The sequence below is a fragment of the Sphingomonas epibiotica genome, assembly GCF_039615155.1.
Taxonomy (GTDB): Bacteria; Pseudomonadota; Alphaproteobacteria; order Sphingomonadales; family Sphingomonadaceae; genus Sphingomonas.
The window spans coordinates 264,809-280,492 of the sequence record NZ_JBDGHY010000005.1 but is presented as its reverse complement, the minus strand read 5'-3'; the positions used below and the strand labels follow the sequence as shown (position 1 = coordinate 280,492).

At 65.8% G+C, this 15,684-nt stretch carries 15 protein-coding genes and 1 other RNA gene; 7 read left to right on the top strand and 9 right to left on the bottom strand.

The features are described 5' to 3' along the window. Window positions 1-54: 54 nt before the first annotated feature. Window positions 55-891 carry an ABC transporter permease gene (locus AAIO73_RS12355; protein WP_345878457.1) on the bottom strand — a complete coding sequence of 279 codons (837 nt, stop codon included), beginning with the start codon at window positions 889-891 and terminating at the stop codon, window positions 55-57. Window positions 892-977: 86 nt separating this feature from the next. On the opposite strand from AAIO73_RS12355, the gene AAIO73_RS12350 reads away from it, so the two are divergent. From AAIO73_RS12350 to AAIO73_RS12340, 3 genes are all read left to right on the top strand, one after another. Next, entirely contained in the window at window positions 978-1,748 is a 771-nt protein-coding gene (locus AAIO73_RS12350; RefSeq protein WP_345878456.1) for a GcrA family cell cycle regulator, read from the top strand. A 169-nt stretch (window positions 1,749-1,917) separates the two neighbouring features. Continuing rightward, the gene (parE, locus tag AAIO73_RS12345) at window positions 1,918-3,897 is read left to right on the top strand and encodes a DNA topoisomerase IV subunit B (RefSeq protein ID WP_345878455.1); all 1,980 of its coding nucleotides are present in this window, start codon (window positions 1,918-1,920) and stop codon (window positions 3,895-3,897) included. 62 nt (window positions 3,898-3,959) lie between these two features. Next, on the top strand, window positions 3,960-5,297 hold the full coding sequence (locus AAIO73_RS12340) for a serine hydrolase (RefSeq protein ID WP_345878452.1): 1,338 nt from the start codon (window positions 3,960-3,962) through the stop codon (window positions 5,295-5,297). Here AAIO73_RS12340 and ffs read toward each other — a convergent pair. The 3 genes from ffs to tpiA all read right to left on the bottom strand — a co-directional run bounded on the left by ffs (window position 5,297) and on the right by tpiA (window position 6,685). Beyond that, window positions 5,297-5,391: signal recognition particle sRNA small type (ffs, locus tag AAIO73_RS12335), an RNA gene on the bottom strand. The genes AAIO73_RS12340 and ffs overlap by 1 nt on opposite strands. Window positions 5,392-5,429: 38 nt before the next feature. Beyond that, window positions 5,430-5,831 carry a hypothetical protein gene (locus AAIO73_RS12330; RefSeq protein WP_345878450.1) on the bottom strand — a complete coding sequence of 134 codons (402 nt, stop codon included), beginning with the start codon at window positions 5,829-5,831 and terminating at the stop codon, window positions 5,430-5,432. Between the two features lie 107 nt (window positions 5,832-5,938). Beyond that, window positions 5,939-6,685, bottom strand: a complete 747-nt coding sequence (tpiA, locus tag AAIO73_RS12325) for a triose-phosphate isomerase (RefSeq protein ID WP_345878448.1) — start codon at window positions 6,683-6,685, stop codon at window positions 5,939-5,941. Between the two features lie 129 nt (window positions 6,686-6,814). Here tpiA and AAIO73_RS12320 point away from each other — a divergent pair, with 129 nt between their 5' ends. The 3 genes from AAIO73_RS12320 (at window position 6,815) to AAIO73_RS12310 (ending at window position 10,856) form a co-directional block, all read left to right on the top strand. Further along, complete coding sequence (locus tag AAIO73_RS12320; RefSeq protein WP_345878446.1) at window positions 6,815-8,764, top strand: peptidylprolyl isomerase; 1,950 nt, start codon at window positions 6,815-6,817, stop codon at window positions 8,762-8,764. After that, complete coding sequence (trpE, locus tag AAIO73_RS12315; RefSeq protein ID WP_345878444.1) at window positions 8,761-10,257, top strand: anthranilate synthase component I; 1,497 nt, start codon at window positions 8,761-8,763, stop codon at window positions 10,255-10,257. The genes AAIO73_RS12320 and trpE overlap by 4 nt, the downstream gene beginning before the upstream one ends. A 161-nt stretch (window positions 10,258-10,418) precedes the next feature. Next, complete coding sequence (locus AAIO73_RS12310; protein ID WP_345878442.1) at window positions 10,419-10,856, top strand: GNAT family N-acetyltransferase; 438 nt, start codon at window positions 10,419-10,421, stop codon at window positions 10,854-10,856. Window positions 10,857-10,919: 63 nt separating this feature from the next. Here AAIO73_RS12310 and AAIO73_RS12305 read toward each other — a convergent pair whose 3' ends face one another. After that, window positions 10,920-11,255, bottom strand: a complete 336-nt coding sequence (locus AAIO73_RS12305) for a DUF423 domain-containing protein (RefSeq protein ID WP_242116502.1) — start codon at window positions 11,253-11,255, stop codon at window positions 10,920-10,922. 39 nt (window positions 11,256-11,294) lie between these two features. Then, the gene (locus AAIO73_RS12300; RefSeq protein WP_345878439.1) at window positions 11,295-12,437 is read right to left on the bottom strand and encodes a glycosyltransferase family 4 protein; all 1,143 of its coding nucleotides are present in this window, start codon (window positions 12,435-12,437) and stop codon (window positions 11,295-11,297) included. A 90-nt stretch (window positions 12,438-12,527) separates the two neighbouring features. Between AAIO73_RS12300 and AAIO73_RS12295 the strand changes: the two genes are divergently transcribed. Continuing rightward, window positions 12,528-12,740 carry a hypervirulence associated TUDOR domain-containing protein gene (locus tag AAIO73_RS12295; protein WP_242116504.1) on the top strand — a complete coding sequence of 71 codons (213 nt, stop codon included), beginning with the start codon at window positions 12,528-12,530 and terminating at the stop codon, window positions 12,738-12,740. Window positions 12,741-13,074: 334 nt separating this feature from the next. Here the strand turns inward: AAIO73_RS12295 and AAIO73_RS12290 are convergent, their stop codons facing one another. From AAIO73_RS12290 to AAIO73_RS12280, 3 genes are read right to left on the bottom strand one after another with little or no spacing between them, the layout of a single operon-like run. Beyond that, a complete protein-coding gene (locus AAIO73_RS12290; protein WP_345878436.1) occupies window positions 13,075-14,172 on the bottom strand; it encodes an acyltransferase family protein in 1,098 nt (365 codons plus the stop codon). Then, window positions 14,127-15,482, bottom strand: coding sequence for a putative O-glycosylation ligase, exosortase A system-associated (locus AAIO73_RS12285; protein WP_345878434.1), 1,356 nt, complete (start codon window positions 15,480-15,482; stop codon window positions 14,127-14,129). Before AAIO73_RS12285 ends, AAIO73_RS12290 begins: the two co-directional genes overlap by 46 nt. Then, window positions 15,475-15,615: a hypothetical protein gene (locus AAIO73_RS12280; RefSeq protein ID WP_345878433.1), complete on the bottom strand. Its 141-nt coding sequence runs from the start codon at window positions 15,613-15,615 to the stop codon at window positions 15,475-15,477. The genes AAIO73_RS12285 and AAIO73_RS12280 overlap by 8 nt, the downstream gene beginning before the upstream one ends. Window positions 15,616-15,684 lie beyond the last annotated feature (69 nt).

Here is a 15,684-nt window from a genome sequence, read left to right as displayed (position 1 = left end):
GGCGGCCAACCGGGCCGCCCGGAGCGGCGCTTTAGCGCCGCGATACCCGTCCCGTCAATTCTTGAGCTTCCACCCCGACCGCAGCAGCGCGTAACAGCCGATAGCCATTGCGATATCCACCAGCAGGATCACCGCACCGCCCAGCAGCACCGGCGAATCGGCCCGCTCGAGAAAGCCGTAGCGGAAGCCGGAGATGATGTAGAAGAACGGGTTGAGATGGCTGATCGAGCGGAAGGTCGGTGCCAGCGCCTCGACCGAATAAAAGGTGCCTGACAACAGCGTCAGCGGCCCGATCACGAAATTGGTAATTGCCGCAGCATGATCGAACTTTTCCGCCCAGATTGAGGTCATGACCCCGGCGAGTGCTAGAAAAGCCGATCCGAACAGCCCGAACCACAGCACCGCGCCCGGATGCCGCGGCATGACATGGACGCCGGGATAGAGCAGCATCGCGCCCCACAGCACGATGCCGACCAGGAACGCCCGGGTCACTGCCCCGCCGACCAGTGCCGCCAGCAGTTCTCCGGTCGACAGCGGCGGCATCAGGTAATCGACGACCGTTCCTTGAATCTTCCCGACCAGCAGCGCGAAGCTCGAATTGGCGAAGGCGTTGTTGAGCATCGCCATCGCGATCAACCCCGGCGCCACGAAATCGGGAAACGGAACACCCAGCACGGTGCGTCCCGCTCCGCCCATCGCCACCGAAAAGATGACAAGGAACAGCAACGTCGTGACGGCGGGCGCCCAGATCGTCTGAAGCTGCACCTTGAAGAAGCGGCGCACCTCCTTGATATAGAGCGTGCGCAGGCCGCCCCAGTTGACGTTCCGGATGACGGGCACGCCGGGTTCGGCAAGGACGATTTTTGCGCGCAACGGGGATTGTTCCTGCATGGCTGTGTCGCCTAATCGCTGGCGAAGGCGGCGGCAAGGATCAAGGTCGGCCGGGCGCCACTGGAATGTGAAGGACAAGTACGGGCATGAGCTGGACCGAAGAACGCATCGCGACACTGGCCAAGATGTGGGAATCGGGGATGACCGCCAGCCAGATCGCCGAGGAGCTCGGCGGGATCAGCCGCAATGCGGTGATCGGCAAGGCGCATCGTCTGGGCCTGCAGTCGCGCCCGTCGCCGGTGCGCTCGAACGATGCGGCAAAGACTGCGGCTCCGGCAGCGGCGCCTGCACCCAAGCCTGCCCCGGTCGAACCTGCGCCCGTCGTAGCGGCGCCGCCGTCCCCGCCAAAGCCCGAACCTAAGCCCGAACCGGTCGTTGCCGCGCCAGCGCCCAAGCCTGCGCCGCCCAAGCCGGTCGACGATGATCCCTTCACCCCACTACCCGTCGGTGCCGATGCCGCCGACGAAAAAGAGGAAGACGAGGACGACGCGATTGCGACGCCCACCCCCCGCAACGACGCGCCGGTGATGCGTTCGGTCGGCCCCGGCGGCTTCCTCCGCCAGAACCCGGGCGAGCAGACCGCGCCCCTGACGCCTGCGCCGCCGCGTCGCCTCGTCCCTGCGCGCCCCAGCGATGCTATTGCCGGCAAGACGACGCTGCTCGACCTGAACGATCGCATCTGCAAATGGCCGATCGGTCACCCGGGCGAGCCGGACTTCCATTTCTGTGGCGACAAGGTCAATCCGGGCTTCCCCTATTGCGTTGACCATTGCGGTCACGCCTATCAGGCACAGTTGCCCCGCCGCGACCGTCGTCCGCCGCCGCCGCTGCCTTATGGAGGGCCGCGGGTTCGTTGATCGCTAGGCCGAGCGTAGCTCGGTCGCGCAACCAGCGATCAACGCGGCCGGCGCGGCGAAAGGCCGCGACCGACGGCATGGGCTTTGCCCATGCCCGCCCGACAGGGCTTGCCCGCCCAAACCGTCACCCCGCTTTGCGGATGACCCCGTTTCGTTCTATACGCCCGCCATGGCCGATAATCTGTTCGAAGCGAACGTCCCCACCCCACCCGCCTATGACGCATCGTCGATTGAGGTATTGGAGGGGCTGGAGCCGGTTCGTCGCCGACCGGGCATGTATATCGGCGGCACGGACGAACGCGCGCTACACCACCTCGCCGCCGAAGTGCTCGACAATGCGATGGACGAAGCGGTCGCGGGGCACGCGACCCGGATCGAGGTGCAGCTCGATCTTGGCAATCGGCTGACCATCATTGACAATGGCCGTGGCATCCCGGTCGATCCGCACCCGAAATTTCCCGACAAGTCCGCGCTCGAGGTCATCCTGTCGACGCTGCATTCGGGCGGCAAGTTCGCAGGAAAGGCCTATGCGACATCGGGCGGCCTGCATGGCGTCGGCATTTCGGTCGTCAACGCACTGTCGGTCGATACCGTGGTCGAGGTCGCCCGCGACCGGCAACTCTACCGTCAGCGCTTCTCGCAGGGGCAAACGCTCGGCCCCCTCGAACATGTCGGTGCCGCTCCCAATCGCCGGGGTACGTTGGTCGCGTTCACGCCCGACGCCGAGATCTTTGCGGACCTCCAGTTCAAGCCGGCACGGCTGCACAAGCTGGTGCGCTCGAAAGCCTATCTGTTCGCCGGCGTCGAAATCCGCTGGAAATGCGCGCCCGAACTGGTCGCCGGCACCGACGTGCCTGCCGAGGCGGTGTTCCAGTTTCCCGGCGGCCTTGCCGACCATCTGCGCGAACAGATTGGCGGCCGCGAATGTGCGACCGCCGATTTCTTCACCGGGCGACAGGATTTCCCGGGCGAGGCCGGCCGCGTCGAATGGGCCGTCGCCTGGCCGCTGTGGAGCGACGGCAGCTACAGCTATTATTGCAACACCATCCCGACCCCCGATGGCGGCACCCATGAGCAGGGGCTGCGGCAGGCGCTGGTCCGAGGCCTGCGCGGATTCGCCGATCTGGTCGGCAACAAGCGCGCCAAGGACATGACCGCCGACGACGTCACGGTCGGCTGCGAACTGATGCTGTCGGTGTTCATCCGCGACCCGCAATTCCAGAGCCAGACCAAGGACCGCCTGACCAGCGTCGAGGCCGCCAGCCTCGTCGAAAAGGCGGTGCGCGACCATTTCGACCATTTCCTCAGCCATAATATGGAGCGGGGCAAGGCGCTTCTTGGCCTCGTCCTCGATCGGATGGACGAACGCCTGCGCCGCAAGGCCGAGCGCGAGGTCAAGCGCAAGACCGCCACCTCGTCGCGCAAGCTGCGTCTGCCCGGCAAGTTGACCGATTGCGCTTCCGACGATCCCGGCGGCACCGAACTCTTCATCGTCGAGGGTGATTCGGCCGGCGGTTCGGCCAAGCAGGCGCGCGACCGCAAGACGCAGGCGATCCTGCCGATCCGCGGCAAGATCCTGAACGTTGCCAGCGCCACCAGCGCCAAGATCCTAGCCAACCAGGAAATCGCCGACCTGATCCTCGCCATGGGCTGCGGCACGCGCAAGGACTGCCAGCCCGATGCGCTGCGCTATGAACGCATCGTCATCATGACCGACGCCGATGTCGACGGCGCGCATATCGCCACGCTGCTGATGACGTTCTTCTTTCAGGAGATGCCGGAGGTCGTCCGTCGCGGGCACCTCTATCTGGCACAGCCGCCGCTCTACCGCCTGACCGTCGGCGCCAAATCGCTGTATGCGCGCGACGATGCCCACCGCGCCGAACTGGAGCGGACCGCGTTCCGGGGCAAGAAGGTGGAAGTCGCCCGGTTCAAGGGCCTGGGCGAGATGAACCCGGGTCAGCTTCGCGAAACGACGATGGATCCGAAGACACGCAGCATGATCCGCATCACCCTGCCGCAGGAATATGAGGAACGCGCGGCGGTCAAGGATCTGGTCGAGCGGCTGATGGGCACCAATCCGGCGCACCGCTTCGCCTTCATTCAGGAGAATGCCGCACGGCTCGACGACGAGGTGATCGACGCCTGATGATCGATTGACCGCCTCGGGTCGCCCCCGCATGATCGGGCCAAACAATATCGGGGGAAAATATGGGGATCGCCATCGGCATGATCGCTTTGGTACTGCAAGCGACCGCCACGTCCGCCACCCCGCCCCCCGCCGCGCCGGTCGCGACCTCGACCGCACCGTCGCCGCAACTAAAGCAACGAACCGACGACGTAGTGGCGCTGCTCGGCGGCAATGGTGATTTTGACGCGATCTTCGCGCCGTCGTTCCGCGCTGCCCTGCCGAAGGCGAAGCTGGATGCGCTGACCGCGCAGATCATCGCCTCGCTTGGCAAACCGACCGGTGTCGAGAAGATCGAACCGGTCGGGCCGACCATGGCCCGGTTCAGGATCGGCTTCGAACGCGGGCTGCTGAACGCCGAAATCGCGCTCGATCCAGCCGCCCCGAACCAGATCGTCGGTCTGCTGTTCAAAGGTGCCGAGCCGCGCGGCGCGCAGGCGGCGACCGTTGGAGCGGTAATCGAACAATTGGCGGCGATGCCAGGGAAAAGCGGATTCGCGCTGTCGCGACTGGGGAGCGGTGCATCGGTATCGATCGCGGCACATGCTCCTACCACCCCGCTGGCGATCGGTTCGGCGTTCAAGCTAGTGATCCTTGCCGAACTGGTCCGGTCGATCGAGGCGGGCGAGCGCCAGTGGAGCGACGTTGTCACGCTCGACGGGTCGGCATTGCCCGGCGGCGGCTATGCGCAACAACCCAAGGGTACGCGCATTCCCTTGCGCGAACTGGCCGAGCGGATGATTTCGGTCAGCGACAATAGCGCGACCGACATCCTGCTATTCCATCTCGGGCGGCGGAAGGTCGAGGCGATGTTGCCGGTGGTCGGCATGACCGATGGCGGCGCGCGTAACATACCGTTTCTCGGCGCGCTCGAGGTGTTCAAGCTGAAGGGTGTCGATGGCGGCGCGCTTGGCAGCAGGTATCTGACAATGCCGGCTGCGCAGCGTCGAACGTTTCTCGACGGGCCGGTCCGCGACACGCCGATCGCCGCGATCCCGGCAGGGCTGTTCCAGGACGGAAAGCCGCTGCGTATCGAGCAACTGGAATGGTTCGCCAGCCCGAACGATCTGGTGCGGACGATGGACTGGCTGCGAAGGCACTTCGACGGCCCGGCTGCGGCGGAGTTGCGGGCGGTCCTGTCGAAGAACCCTGGTCTACCCGAACCGGCGGCAAGCTGGCGCTATGTCGGTTACAAGGGCGGTTCAGAGCCGGGCGTCCTCACCATGACCTTTCTGCTGCAAGGCAAGGACGGCAACTGGTACGCACTTTCGGGCGGCGTCAACGATCCGGCCAAGGACGTCGATACGCTGCGCTTTACCGGTTTGGTGAGTCGCGCGCTGGAGCTTGTTGCGCCGCGTTAGAGGTGGGAGCCGGACGACCCGCTGCGAAATCGTTGCGGCTGCTTCCTTCCGGACCTGACCGGGTTGGCGACGGCATCGTCCGCCCGACTCCCGAGCGCCATATGGGCGAAGCGCCGCCCCGACGCAAGGGCGTCAGTTCGCCTTGCGCGGCAGGCGCGAATAGGGGACGAAATCGTTCAACGCCAACGACCCGCTGGGCATCTGCGAGCTGCGGTCGACCAGATTGACGATATCGATCCGGCATAGTTGCGTGCCGATCGTCCGGGTGACAAGGATGTCGTCGCGGTCGAGGATCGGCGCGCCTTCGGGCCGGTTGACCATCAACGTGCCATTGTTCATCCGATAGACGATGCCGAGATCGGGCACGATCTCGCTCGATCGGATATCACGCAAATTGATGCAGTTGACCGGTTTGCCCACGGTCCGCCCTTCGACGATCCGCGCCAATGCAGCCTCCCCGGCAGCGGCGCGATCCTGCGCAACGGCAGGGGTAGCAAGTAGGGCGGAAGCAAGCATGAGGATGGGCAGGCGCATGGCGAAAGTCCCGGCAAAGAGCGATGCGATCGTTCATAAGCGATTACAACTGAACGAGCGCTGACGGACGATCAACGCAGTCAACCGCCCGTCCGCTCCATGGCCTTCTACAGCCCGGCCGCCGCGCTGATGATCGGCACGAATTTCTCAGCGGTTAGGCTCGCGCCGCCGACCAGCGCGCCATCGACGTCGTCGATCGACAGAATGGCCGCGGCATTGGCACCGGTCACCGAACCGCCATAGAGAATGCGGATGCCATCGGCGGCGTCGCCGACCATTTGGCGCAGCTTGGCGCGGGCGATCGCATGGACCTGGGCGATCTCGTCGGCCGATGGCGTGCGACCGGTGCCGATCGCCCAACGCGGCTCATAGGCTAGGGTGAACCAGTCGCCGCTTGCCCCTTCGGGTACCGATTTCTCGATCTGCGCCTGCACTACGCGTTCGGCACGGCCGGCGTCGCGCTCGGCCTCGGTCTCGCCGCAGCACAGGATCACGTCCAGTCCCTGCCGCCGCGCCGCCGCCGCCTTGGCCCAGGCGTCGTGGCTGGTTTCGTTCTGGTCGGCGCGGCGTTCGCTATGGCCGACGATCACCACGCTGGCCCCCGCCTCGCGCAGCATCTCGGCCGACAGGCAGCCGGTATGGGCGCCGCGATCATTGGCATGCACGTCCTGACCGCCGATCCGCACCGACTTCACGACTTCGGCGGCATGATGGATCAGCGTCGCCGGTACGCACAGTATGACATCGACACCAGGCGCGGCGGCGGCGGCGGCATCGATCGCCTCGATCTCGGCCAGTTGCCCACGCAGCCCGTGCATCTTCCAGTTCCCCGCGACCAGCTTGCGACGACTCATCGTTCCGGCTCCCAGCCTGTTTTACATGTTCTACAGCCGATAGCGTCTCTGGCGGTCCGCGCAACCTTGAAGCGGCGGCGGCCCGTCTCTAAAGCAGCCTCCTTTCATTCCTCTCGATCGGTTGCACGGATGCTCGGTTTCTTCAGGCGCATGACCAAGTCGAAGGTCGGCATCTTCATCGGTCTGCTGCTGCTGGTGGTGATTGCCGTCGGTTTCGCAATGGCGGATATCCAGGGCTTGCGTCCTGCATCGATGGGCGGTGCCGGCGCGGCGGTGGCGAAGGTCGGCGATCAGGAGATCAGCGACACGGCGCTGCGCGAGCGGATCCAGAACGACGTGCAGAACGCGGCGCAGCGCCAGCCGGGGCTGACCACCGTGCAATATATCGCGGCGGGCGGGTTCGAAGGGTCGCTGGAACGCGCCATTTCGGATTCGGCGCTGATGCAGTTCGCCAAGGATCACGGACTGGTCGTCAGCGACCGCTATATCGACGGACAGATTGCCAGCCTGCCGGCATTTCAGGGGCTGGACGGCAAGTTCAGCCAGCAGGCGTTCGATCAGGCGCTGGCGCGCGCGCGGATCACGCCGCAACAGCTGCGTGACGATTTCCGTCGCACCGTGCTGACCCGGATGATGCTCGGCCGTACGATCGAGAACAGTTTCCTGCCGCAGCAGCTGGCGCTGCCCTATGCCTCGCTGTCGAAGGAATCGCGCACCGGTCAGGTCGCGATCGTGCCGACCGCCGCCCTGCCCGCCCCGGCGGCGCCGACCGATCAGCAGTTGCAGGCCTATTACACCGCCAATCAGGGCCGCTACACCATCCCGGAACGCCGGGTGATCCGTTATGCCATCGTCAGCCCGGCGAGCGTCGCGGCACAATCGGCCCCAACCGATGCCGAGATTCAGGCGGCTTATCGTGCGAACGCCGCGCGCTTCGCTGCGTCGCAAACCCGCACCGTGTCGCAGGTCGTCATCGCCGATCAGGCGGCAGCGAACCGCGTCGCGCAGGCGGTCCGCGGTGGCCAGAGCGTCGCTGCTGCCGCTGCACCGTTAGGGCTGGAGGCGACGACGCTGACCGGTCAGACGCAGGGCCAATTGGCCGCACGGACGTCGGCCGACATCGCCAAATCGGCCTTCACCGCGCAACAGAGCGCGGTGGTCGGCCCGGTGCGCGCGCCGCTCGGTTTCGTCGTGCTGAAGGTCGATGCGATCACGCAGGTGCCCGGCAAGACGATCGAACAGGCCCGTCCGGAACTGCTCGCCGAGCTGACCAAGACCAAGAGCGCGACGGCGCTGGGTGCGGTGCAGGAAAAGATCGATGGCGGCATCACCGATGGCGCGACCTTCGACGAGATCGTTGCCGATGCCAAGCTGACCGCACAGGCGACTGCCCCGATTACCGCGCAGGGGATCGATCCGATGAAGCCCGGCCAGCCCGATCCGGCGCTCGCCCCGATCGTCGAGGCGGGCTTCGCTGCCGAAGCCGGCGACGCGCCGCAGATCGTTCAGACCCAGGCCGACGGTACCTTCGCGTTGGTCGCGACCGGCGACGTGACCCGCGCCGCGCCGCGTCCGCTGGCCGAAATTCGCCAGCAGGTGGTCGGCCAGTATCTGAAGGATCAGGCGATGAAGGCGGCGCGGGTGATCGCGCAGCAGATTCTGAACAAGGTCAATGGCGGCACGCCGCTCAACACCGCCATCGCCCAGTCGGGTGCCCGCCTGCCCGCACCGCGACCGGTGACTGCATCGCGCCAGCAATTGTCGCAACTCGGCGCGCAGGTGCCCCCGGCATTGTCGCTGATGTTCGCGATGGCGCCGAAAAAGGCCCGGCTGACCGCCGCCCCGGACGGTGAAGGCTGGATCGTTGTCTATCTCGATTCGATCGCGCGCGGCGATGCGAGCAGCGACAAGGCGGCGATCACCGGCATCGGCCGCGAACTGGGGCGGCTGAGCGGTAACGAATATGCCGAACAGTTCGTTGAGGCGGTGCGCCGGCAGGTCGGTGTGACCAAGAACGGCGCGACGATCGGCCGTCTGCGCGGTGAACTGGCCGGGTCGGCCGCGCCCGCCGCGCAATGAACGGCGTCGAGGGGGTAGCGGCGGCACAGGCCGCACTGGCGGCGGGCCGTCCCGCACTGCTGTGGACGACGCGCGTCGCGGATACCGAGACGCCGGTCGCCGCCGCGCTGAAACTGATCCAGCCAGGGCGCGGCGACTTTCTGCTGGAATCGGTAGAGGGCGGTTCGGTGCGCGGTCGCTACAGTCTGTTGGGCCTTGCCCCCGATCTGGTATTCCGGGCCGAGGGGCATGGCGCGGCGATCAATCCGCGCTGGCTGACCGACCGCGAGGCGTTCGTGCCCTGTGCCGAACCGACGCTGGCGGCGTTGCGCACGCTGGTCGAGCAATGCCGGATGGACGTGCCCGCCGCGCTGCCGCCGGCACTGGCGTGTCTGGTCGGCTATTTCGGTTATGAGACGGTAGGACTGGTCGAGCAACTGCCGCAGGCGGCCGAGGATGCTTTGGGTCTGCCCGACATGATGTTCGTGCGGCCGACAGTGCTGCTGGTGTTCGACCGGCTGTCGGACACGTTGTTCGTGGTCGCGCCGGTATGGCCGGGGGCGGCGGTCGAGCGATCGGTCGAACGGATCGAGGCGACCTGTGCGGCGCTCGATGCCGCTACCCTGCCCGCTTCCGCCCGATTGGCGGAAGCGCCCGAGATGGCGCTGACGCCGACGCTGCCGGCGGGACGCTATGGCGAGATGGTCGCGGCGGCGAAGGAATATATCGCGGCGGGCGATATCTTTCAGGTCGTGCTGGCGCAGCGGTTCACCAGCCCCTTCCCGCTCGAACCGTTCGAGCTGTACCGGGCGCTCAGACGGATCAACCCGTCGCCCTTCCTCTACCATCTCGATCTGCCGGGCTTTGCGCTGACCGGATCGAGCCCTGAAATCCTCGTGCGGTTGCGCGATGGCGAGGTTACGATCCGGCCGATTGCCGGCACACGGCCACGGGGCGTCACGGCGGCGGAGGACGAGGCGAACCGAACCAGCCTGCTTGCTGATCCCAAGGAACGCGCCGAGCATCTGATGCTGCTCGACCTTGGCCGCAACGATGTCGGGCGGGTCGCGTCGAGCGGCAGCGTGCGGGTGACCGACAGCTATACCGTCGAATTCTACAGCCACGTCATGCACATCGTATCGAACGTCGTCGGCACGCTGCGCCCGGATGCCGATGCGCTGGACGCATTGTTCGCCGGGTTCCCGGCCGGTACCGTATCGGGTGCACCCAAGGTGCGGGCGTGCCAGATCATCGCCGAACTGGAGCGCGAACGGCGCGGTGCCTATGCCGGGGGGGTCGGTTATTTCAGCCCCGACGGGTCGATGGATTCGTGCATCGTGCTGCGCACCGCGGTGGTCAAGGACGGGGTGATGCACGTCCAGTCGGGCGCGGGCATCGTCGCCGACAGCGACCCGACCTATGAACAGCGCGAGTGCGAGGCGAAGGCCGGCGCTTTGGTGGCGGCGGCACGCGAGGCGGTGGCGCAGGCAACAAAGGCCCGTTTCGGACAATAGGCGCGGAAGTTGACGAAGTTTGCGCTACGTTAAGGTTGCGCGGCGTAGTCGTGCGTGCGCAGTTGGCGGGCAAGACGTTGGCTTTGCTCGACTTTGCTGCGGCATAGTGATTCGGCGGACGCGTGGAAGTTGACACGCGCGGGCCGCGAGCGAGGAAGGCCATGGACAATATCCGCCGCGTGACGTTGCAGGATATCGATCGCGTCGTCCCGCTGTTCGACGCCTACCGACAATTTTACGGTCAGGACAGCGACTTGGGCGGCGCGCGCCGCTTCCTGACCGAGCGGACCGAACAGGGGCAGTCGGTGATCCTGATCGCCGGGGACGATGCGGGCTTTGCGCAACTTTATCCGAGCTTTTCGTCGGTGCGGATGCAGCCGACGATGATCCTGAACGACCTGTATGTCCGGCCCGAGGCGCGCTGTCGCGGAATCGGCGCGGCGTTGCTGCATGCCGCCTGCGACGTCGCACGCGACAGCGGAGCGTCGCGCATGTCGCTGTCGACCGCGGTCGACAATAGCGCAGCGCACGCGCTGTATGTCCGCGCCGGATGGGAACGCGACGCGCAGTTCCATACCTACGCGATCGCGATCGGGTGACTTTACCGGCGAAAGAGCGGCGCGACGCTAGCGCGGGGCGCCGGTTGTAGGAAAGCGACCGCGCTACCGCCGGAGCGCGATCCAGCCGAGCCAGAGCCAACCGATAATCATCGCCAGCCCCCCGAGCGGTGTGATCGGACCAAGCACGCCGCGCGGGCCGCCGAGCGCCATTGCGTAGAGCGAACCGCCGAACAACAGGCCGCCCACCACGAACAGCCAGCCCGGCCCGCGCGCGCCGAGGTTCAGCGCGACCAGCGCGGCGATCGCGTGGGCGAGCTGATACTGGCCGCCGGTCTTGAACCAGTCGACCGCCGGGCCGGAGGCACCATGGGCGCCGAACGCGCCGGCAGCGACGGCCATGGCCCCGGACAGGGCGGCGGCGAGCAGGAGGAGGTTCATCGGCTGGCTCCGGTCATGATCGTTGGCGGCGAACGGAGGCTATCCCCGGACGATCCGCAAATAGGCGTCGAGCACCGCCTGATTGGCGCGGTCCCATTCATATTCCTTGGCGTCTTCGTGCCCGGCAAGGCCCATGTGCCAGCGCAGATTGGCATCTTCGCACAGCCGGGCAATCGCATCGGCATAGGCAGGCACATCGCGCGGCGGCACGAGGAAGCCGGTGCGGCGGTCGTCGACCAGCCCGACCGCGCCCGACGCACGCGCGGCAACGACCGGCACGCCTGCCGCCATCGCCTCCAGCGTGACGTTGCCGAACGTCTCGGTGATCGAAGGGTTGAAGAACACATCCATCGACGCGACGGCGCGGCCCAGATCGTCACCGGCCTGAAACCCGGCGAACACCGCGTGCGGAACGCGTTCGGCGAACCAGTCGCGCGCCGGACCTTCGCCGATCACGAGGATGCGGTGCTTGACGCCCCGCCGCTGCAATTCGGTGGCGACGTCGGAAAAGATGTCGAGCCCCTTTTCCAGCACCAGCCGCCCCAGAAAGCTGACCGCGACCTCGTCGTCGCCGATACCGATCGAGCGCCGCCAGTCGAGATCGCGCATCGCCGGATTGAAGCGATGGTGATCGACACCCCGCGACCAGATGCCGATCGGGCTGGTGACGCCCCAGTCCTGCAACAATTCGGCCATGCCGCGGCCGGGCACCATCACCTGATCAGCGCGGTTGTAGAAGCGTTTCGACAGGGCCAGCGCCAGTGGCTCGAGAAAGGCGATGCCGTAATATTGCGGATAGGTTTCGAAGCGGGTGTGGAGCGAGGCGAGCGTTGCGATCCCCCGTTTCCGGCCCCAACTAAGCGCGCGGTGCCCGAGAATATCGGGGGCGGAGACATGGACGATGTTCGGCCGGAAACCTTCGAGATCGGTACGCGTCTTCGCGGTCAGTCCGCGAGCGAGCTTATATTCGCCGCGCCCGCCCGGCATGCCATAGGCCGGCACGCTGACCAGATCGCCGGTCGGGGGGAATGCCGGATGGGCGACGGTCGGCGAATAGACGCGCAACGCCACGTCGCGGTCGAGCAGATGTCGGGCGAGCCGGTTCAGTGCCTGGTTCGCGCCGTCGCGGACATAGTTATAGTTTCCGCTGAACATCGCCACGCGGAGTTGGGAAGCCTTCATCGCAGCGCCATAGCGTGGGTGCGCGCCGTACGCCACCGGAACGCATTGCGACCGCAGACAGTTGACCGGGCCGGCAACAGGAGTGGACAGATGAGCGACAGCTACAAGAAGGGCGAGAAGGTCAAATGGTCGTGGGGCAACGGCACCGCCGAGGGCAAGGTCGAGGAACGATTTGAGAAGCGGGTCCAGCGTACGATCAAGGGTAGCAAGATCACCAAGAACGGGACGAAGGACAATCCGGCCTACCTGATCGAGCAGGAGGATGGCACCAAGGTGCTGAAGCGGGGAAGCGAGCTGGATTAGGTCGAAGCGCTATTCGACAATTCCGACATAGGCTCGCCCTTCCCGCGCCGGCGGGCCCCTGGCGAACATTCCCTGTCGTACCCCGGTGCCGGCCGGGGTACGCCGGATCAGCAATTAAAGTGGAACGACATGAACCTGACCCGTTCGTCCTAAGTAGCCCTTGGGCCAGTCGAAATGGCGTATCGAAGGACCGTCGGTGGCCTTTGTTTCGATACCGGTCGTCGACTTCGCTCAGCCCCTACGCAGCGCGAATGGTTCTACCCCATTTCGTCACCCTATAGGTAAAAGGTCCGCAACGCGCGCGATCGAGTGTCGCGCGTCCATTTATCCGACGTTACGCCACCGCCACCCGTCGCCGGTCCCATAGCCGATTGACCCGTCCCTGCGCCGGACGCTCGACGTAGCGATACAGCACCTCCGACGACAGGATCACTGCCACGACATACAGCGCCAGCACCCACGCAGGCGCCACTGCCGCATCAGCGACGAACAGCAGTTTGAACACGAACCAAAGCAGGAAATGACCGAGATAGGTCGCATAGCTGATCTCACCCAACCGGTGGATCGGCCGCCATTCAAGTGGATTGCCCCGCCGATTCGAAAGGATCGCACACGCCAGCAACAGGCACGCCAGCGCCGGCGGAAGTGCATAGGGTTCGGGCAGGAGCCGCAACCCCCATCCGACGACCAGCGCGCCGGCCAGCAGCACCGCGGCCCCGGCAACCGCATCGCGTTGCCGCCACCGCACCCACAGCGCCCCGATCGCGGTCCCCGCCGCGAACTGGATCACGCACCGAGCCACCGCGAAGCGCCGCAGGTCGGCACCCAGCCCGTCCTGCCCGGCAAGCGGCAGCAATCCGAACAGCAGCACGGCGATCACCGCGACCAGCGCCCAGCTCGGCATACGCCGCCAGTCGATCGTCACCGCCAGCACCGGAAACAGCAGATACGCCGCAGATTCCGCCGAAATCGACCATGCCGGATCGTTCCACGCCAGCGGCTCGACGAACCCCCAGCTTTGCAGCAGCATGATATGCAGCGGCAGATCAGCGAACGGGAAGCGATCTATATTGCGCCCGCTCGCCGCCAGCACGACTGCCAGCACCACCGCGCACGCGAGCACGAACAAGTGCAGCGGCCAGATGCGCGCCATCCGCTTCCACAGGAAGCGCCCGGCCTCGGCAAAGCCGCGCTCCCGGAACCGCTGCCCCCATGACAACCAGATTACGAACCCGGACAGCAGGAAGAAGAAATCGACCGCCAGATAGCCCTTGGCGATTGCCGATTCGATCGCAGGATGCAGCGCGCCCATCGATCCGCGCAGATGGAACAACACCACCCACCATGCCGCGACCCCGCGCGCACCGGTCAGCGCCTTTAACTCGTTCATGCCGCGATCGTCCCCGCTCTGCGCCGTTGCAGCGGCCGCCATGCCGCCTCGGTCCGTTTGCGCGCCAGATAGGTGTCGAGGCCGATCTGCGCGCCGATCAGCATGAAGACAAATGGTTGAAAAGCGATGGCGATGAAGTTCGCGCCGAACAGATAGACGATATGCCCGTTCTGTAGCGCGGCGGCGAGCGGAACGACCCAAGCCTCCTCCGCATCCGCCTTCGCATAGCGCCGCCGCAGTACTTCCATCCGGAACAGCCCGCCCAGGTTGATTGCCAGCCACAGGAACAGCCCAGGCCAGCCCTGTTCGCCCAACATTTCGAAATAGGCCGAGTGATAGGCTCGCGCCTTGTCGACCTCGAGGCTGCGCTCGACAGTCCGGTTGCCCGCTTCGCCGACCACCGCGACCTTTTCATAGCGGATGCGGTTCTGCAGGAACGCGTTGAACCCGCCGCCGAACGGGTTCTGCTGCACATAGTCGAACGTCCACGCCCATACCGCCAGCCGCGTCGATGCCGATGCGTCGGCCTGATAGGTGCCGATCGTCTCCATCCGCTGGGTAAAGGCGGAGGGGAGGAAGGGTAGCGCCAGCATCCCCGCCGCCCCGGCCAGCGCGAGATAGGTCAGCCGCCGCTTGACGTCGCGCAACATCAACAAGCCGAGCAGGCCGATGCACAGCAACCCGGTCCGCGTCGATGTGCCGACCGGGATCAGCAGGCAGGAAAAGACCAGCGCGAAGCAGAAGGTTCGCACCCGCCAGTCGGGCGCGAACACCTTCCCGAACCGGCTGAACCACAGGATCAGTGGAATGATCGCGATCGCGACGGTCGAGATCGTCGACCCTTCGTACAACCCGGCATTGTTCGACACCATCAGGTTCAGCTCGCCATAGCCGCCCCCTGACCCCAGCGTCTTGATCCCGCCGACGATGATGATCGACGCTGCCGACAGCACCATGAACAGCAACAGCGATTCGATGCGCAACCGCGTCCGCAGAGTGAGCGGGAGGAAGATGGCAAAGGCCAGCGCCTTCCACACCCATTCCCATTTATACTGTGCGTCGACCGGGAAATCGGCGGTCTTCGTCGTCCACAAGCAGTAGAGGAGCAGCGCCAGCATCAGCAGCTGACGCGGTGCGATCCGCGTGTCGCGCTTGTCGTCGACCACCATCCACGCCGCGACCGACAGACCTGCAGCGATCAGCGAAATCGGCACCGAATTTAGCAGGATATAGGTCAGCCGCTGCGGCGAGACGATGTCGATATAGACATAGGTGAGCACGAACACGAACGGCCGCCGCAACCCGGCCGCGAACAACGCGCACAGAAACGCAACGAAAACTAGGTCACGCACCCGGACGCCGACCCCGCCGCACCCGCACCTTGGCCGGCTCGCCCTCGCGATCCAGATCGTCACGCCGTAGCAATCGCCACACCGCCAGCAGCATGAGGAAATGCGTGAGACCTAGCGAGAAATTGTCGATCATCAGCCGCCCCTTCCGCGTACGCCGCCACCATAGACCGGCGAGGTTGCTACGACGTTAAGCGCGATGGAA

What these genes read in the sequence shown, in the direction of transcription:
- AAIO73_RS12300 (WP_345878439.1), bottom strand. Translation starts at nt 12,437, where the DNA reads ATGAAGGCTTCCCAACTCCGCGTGGCGATGTTCAGCGGAAACTATAAC.
- trpE (WP_345878444.1), top strand. Translation starts at nt 8,761, where the DNA reads ATGAACGGCGTCGAGGGGGTAGCGGCGGCACAGGCCGCACTGGCGGCG.
- AAIO73_RS12305 (WP_242116502.1), bottom strand. Translation starts at nt 11,255, where the DNA reads ATGAACCTCCTCCTGCTCGCCGCCGCCCTGTCCGGGGCCATGGCCGTC.
- AAIO73_RS12340 (WP_345878452.1), top strand. Translation starts at nt 3,960, where the DNA reads ATGGGGATCGCCATCGGCATGATCGCTTTGGTACTGCAAGCGACCGCC.
- AAIO73_RS12310 (WP_345878442.1), top strand. Translation starts at nt 10,419, where the DNA reads ATGGACAATATCCGCCGCGTGACGTTGCAGGATATCGATCGCGTCGTC.
- AAIO73_RS12350 (WP_345878456.1), top strand. Translation starts at nt 978, where the DNA reads ATGAGCTGGACCGAAGAACGCATCGCGACACTGGCCAAGATGTGGGAA.
- AAIO73_RS12320 (WP_345878446.1), top strand. Translation starts at nt 6,815, where the DNA reads ATGCTCGGTTTCTTCAGGCGCATGACCAAGTCGAAGGTCGGCATCTTC.
- AAIO73_RS12295 (WP_242116504.1), top strand. Translation starts at nt 12,528, where the DNA reads ATGAGCGACAGCTACAAGAAGGGCGAGAAGGTCAAATGGTCGTGGGGC.
- parE (WP_345878455.1), top strand. Translation starts at nt 1,918, where the DNA reads ATGGCCGATAATCTGTTCGAAGCGAACGTCCCCACCCCACCCGCCTAT.
- AAIO73_RS12290 (WP_345878436.1), bottom strand. Translation starts at nt 14,172, where the DNA reads ATGGCGGCCGCTGCAACGGCGCAGAGCGGGGACGATCGCGGCATGAAC.
- tpiA (WP_345878448.1), bottom strand. Translation starts at nt 6,685, where the DNA reads ATGAGTCGTCGCAAGCTGGTCGCGGGGAACTGGAAGATGCACGGGCTG.
- AAIO73_RS12355 (WP_345878457.1), bottom strand. Translation starts at nt 891, where the DNA reads ATGCAGGAACAATCCCCGTTGCGCGCAAAAATCGTCCTTGCCGAACCC.
- AAIO73_RS12280 (WP_345878433.1), bottom strand. Translation starts at nt 15,615, where the DNA reads ATGATCGACAATTTCTCGCTAGGTCTCACGCATTTCCTCATGCTGCTG.
- AAIO73_RS12330 (WP_345878450.1), bottom strand. Translation starts at nt 5,831, where the DNA reads ATGCGCCTGCCCATCCTCATGCTTGCTTCCGCCCTACTTGCTACCCCT.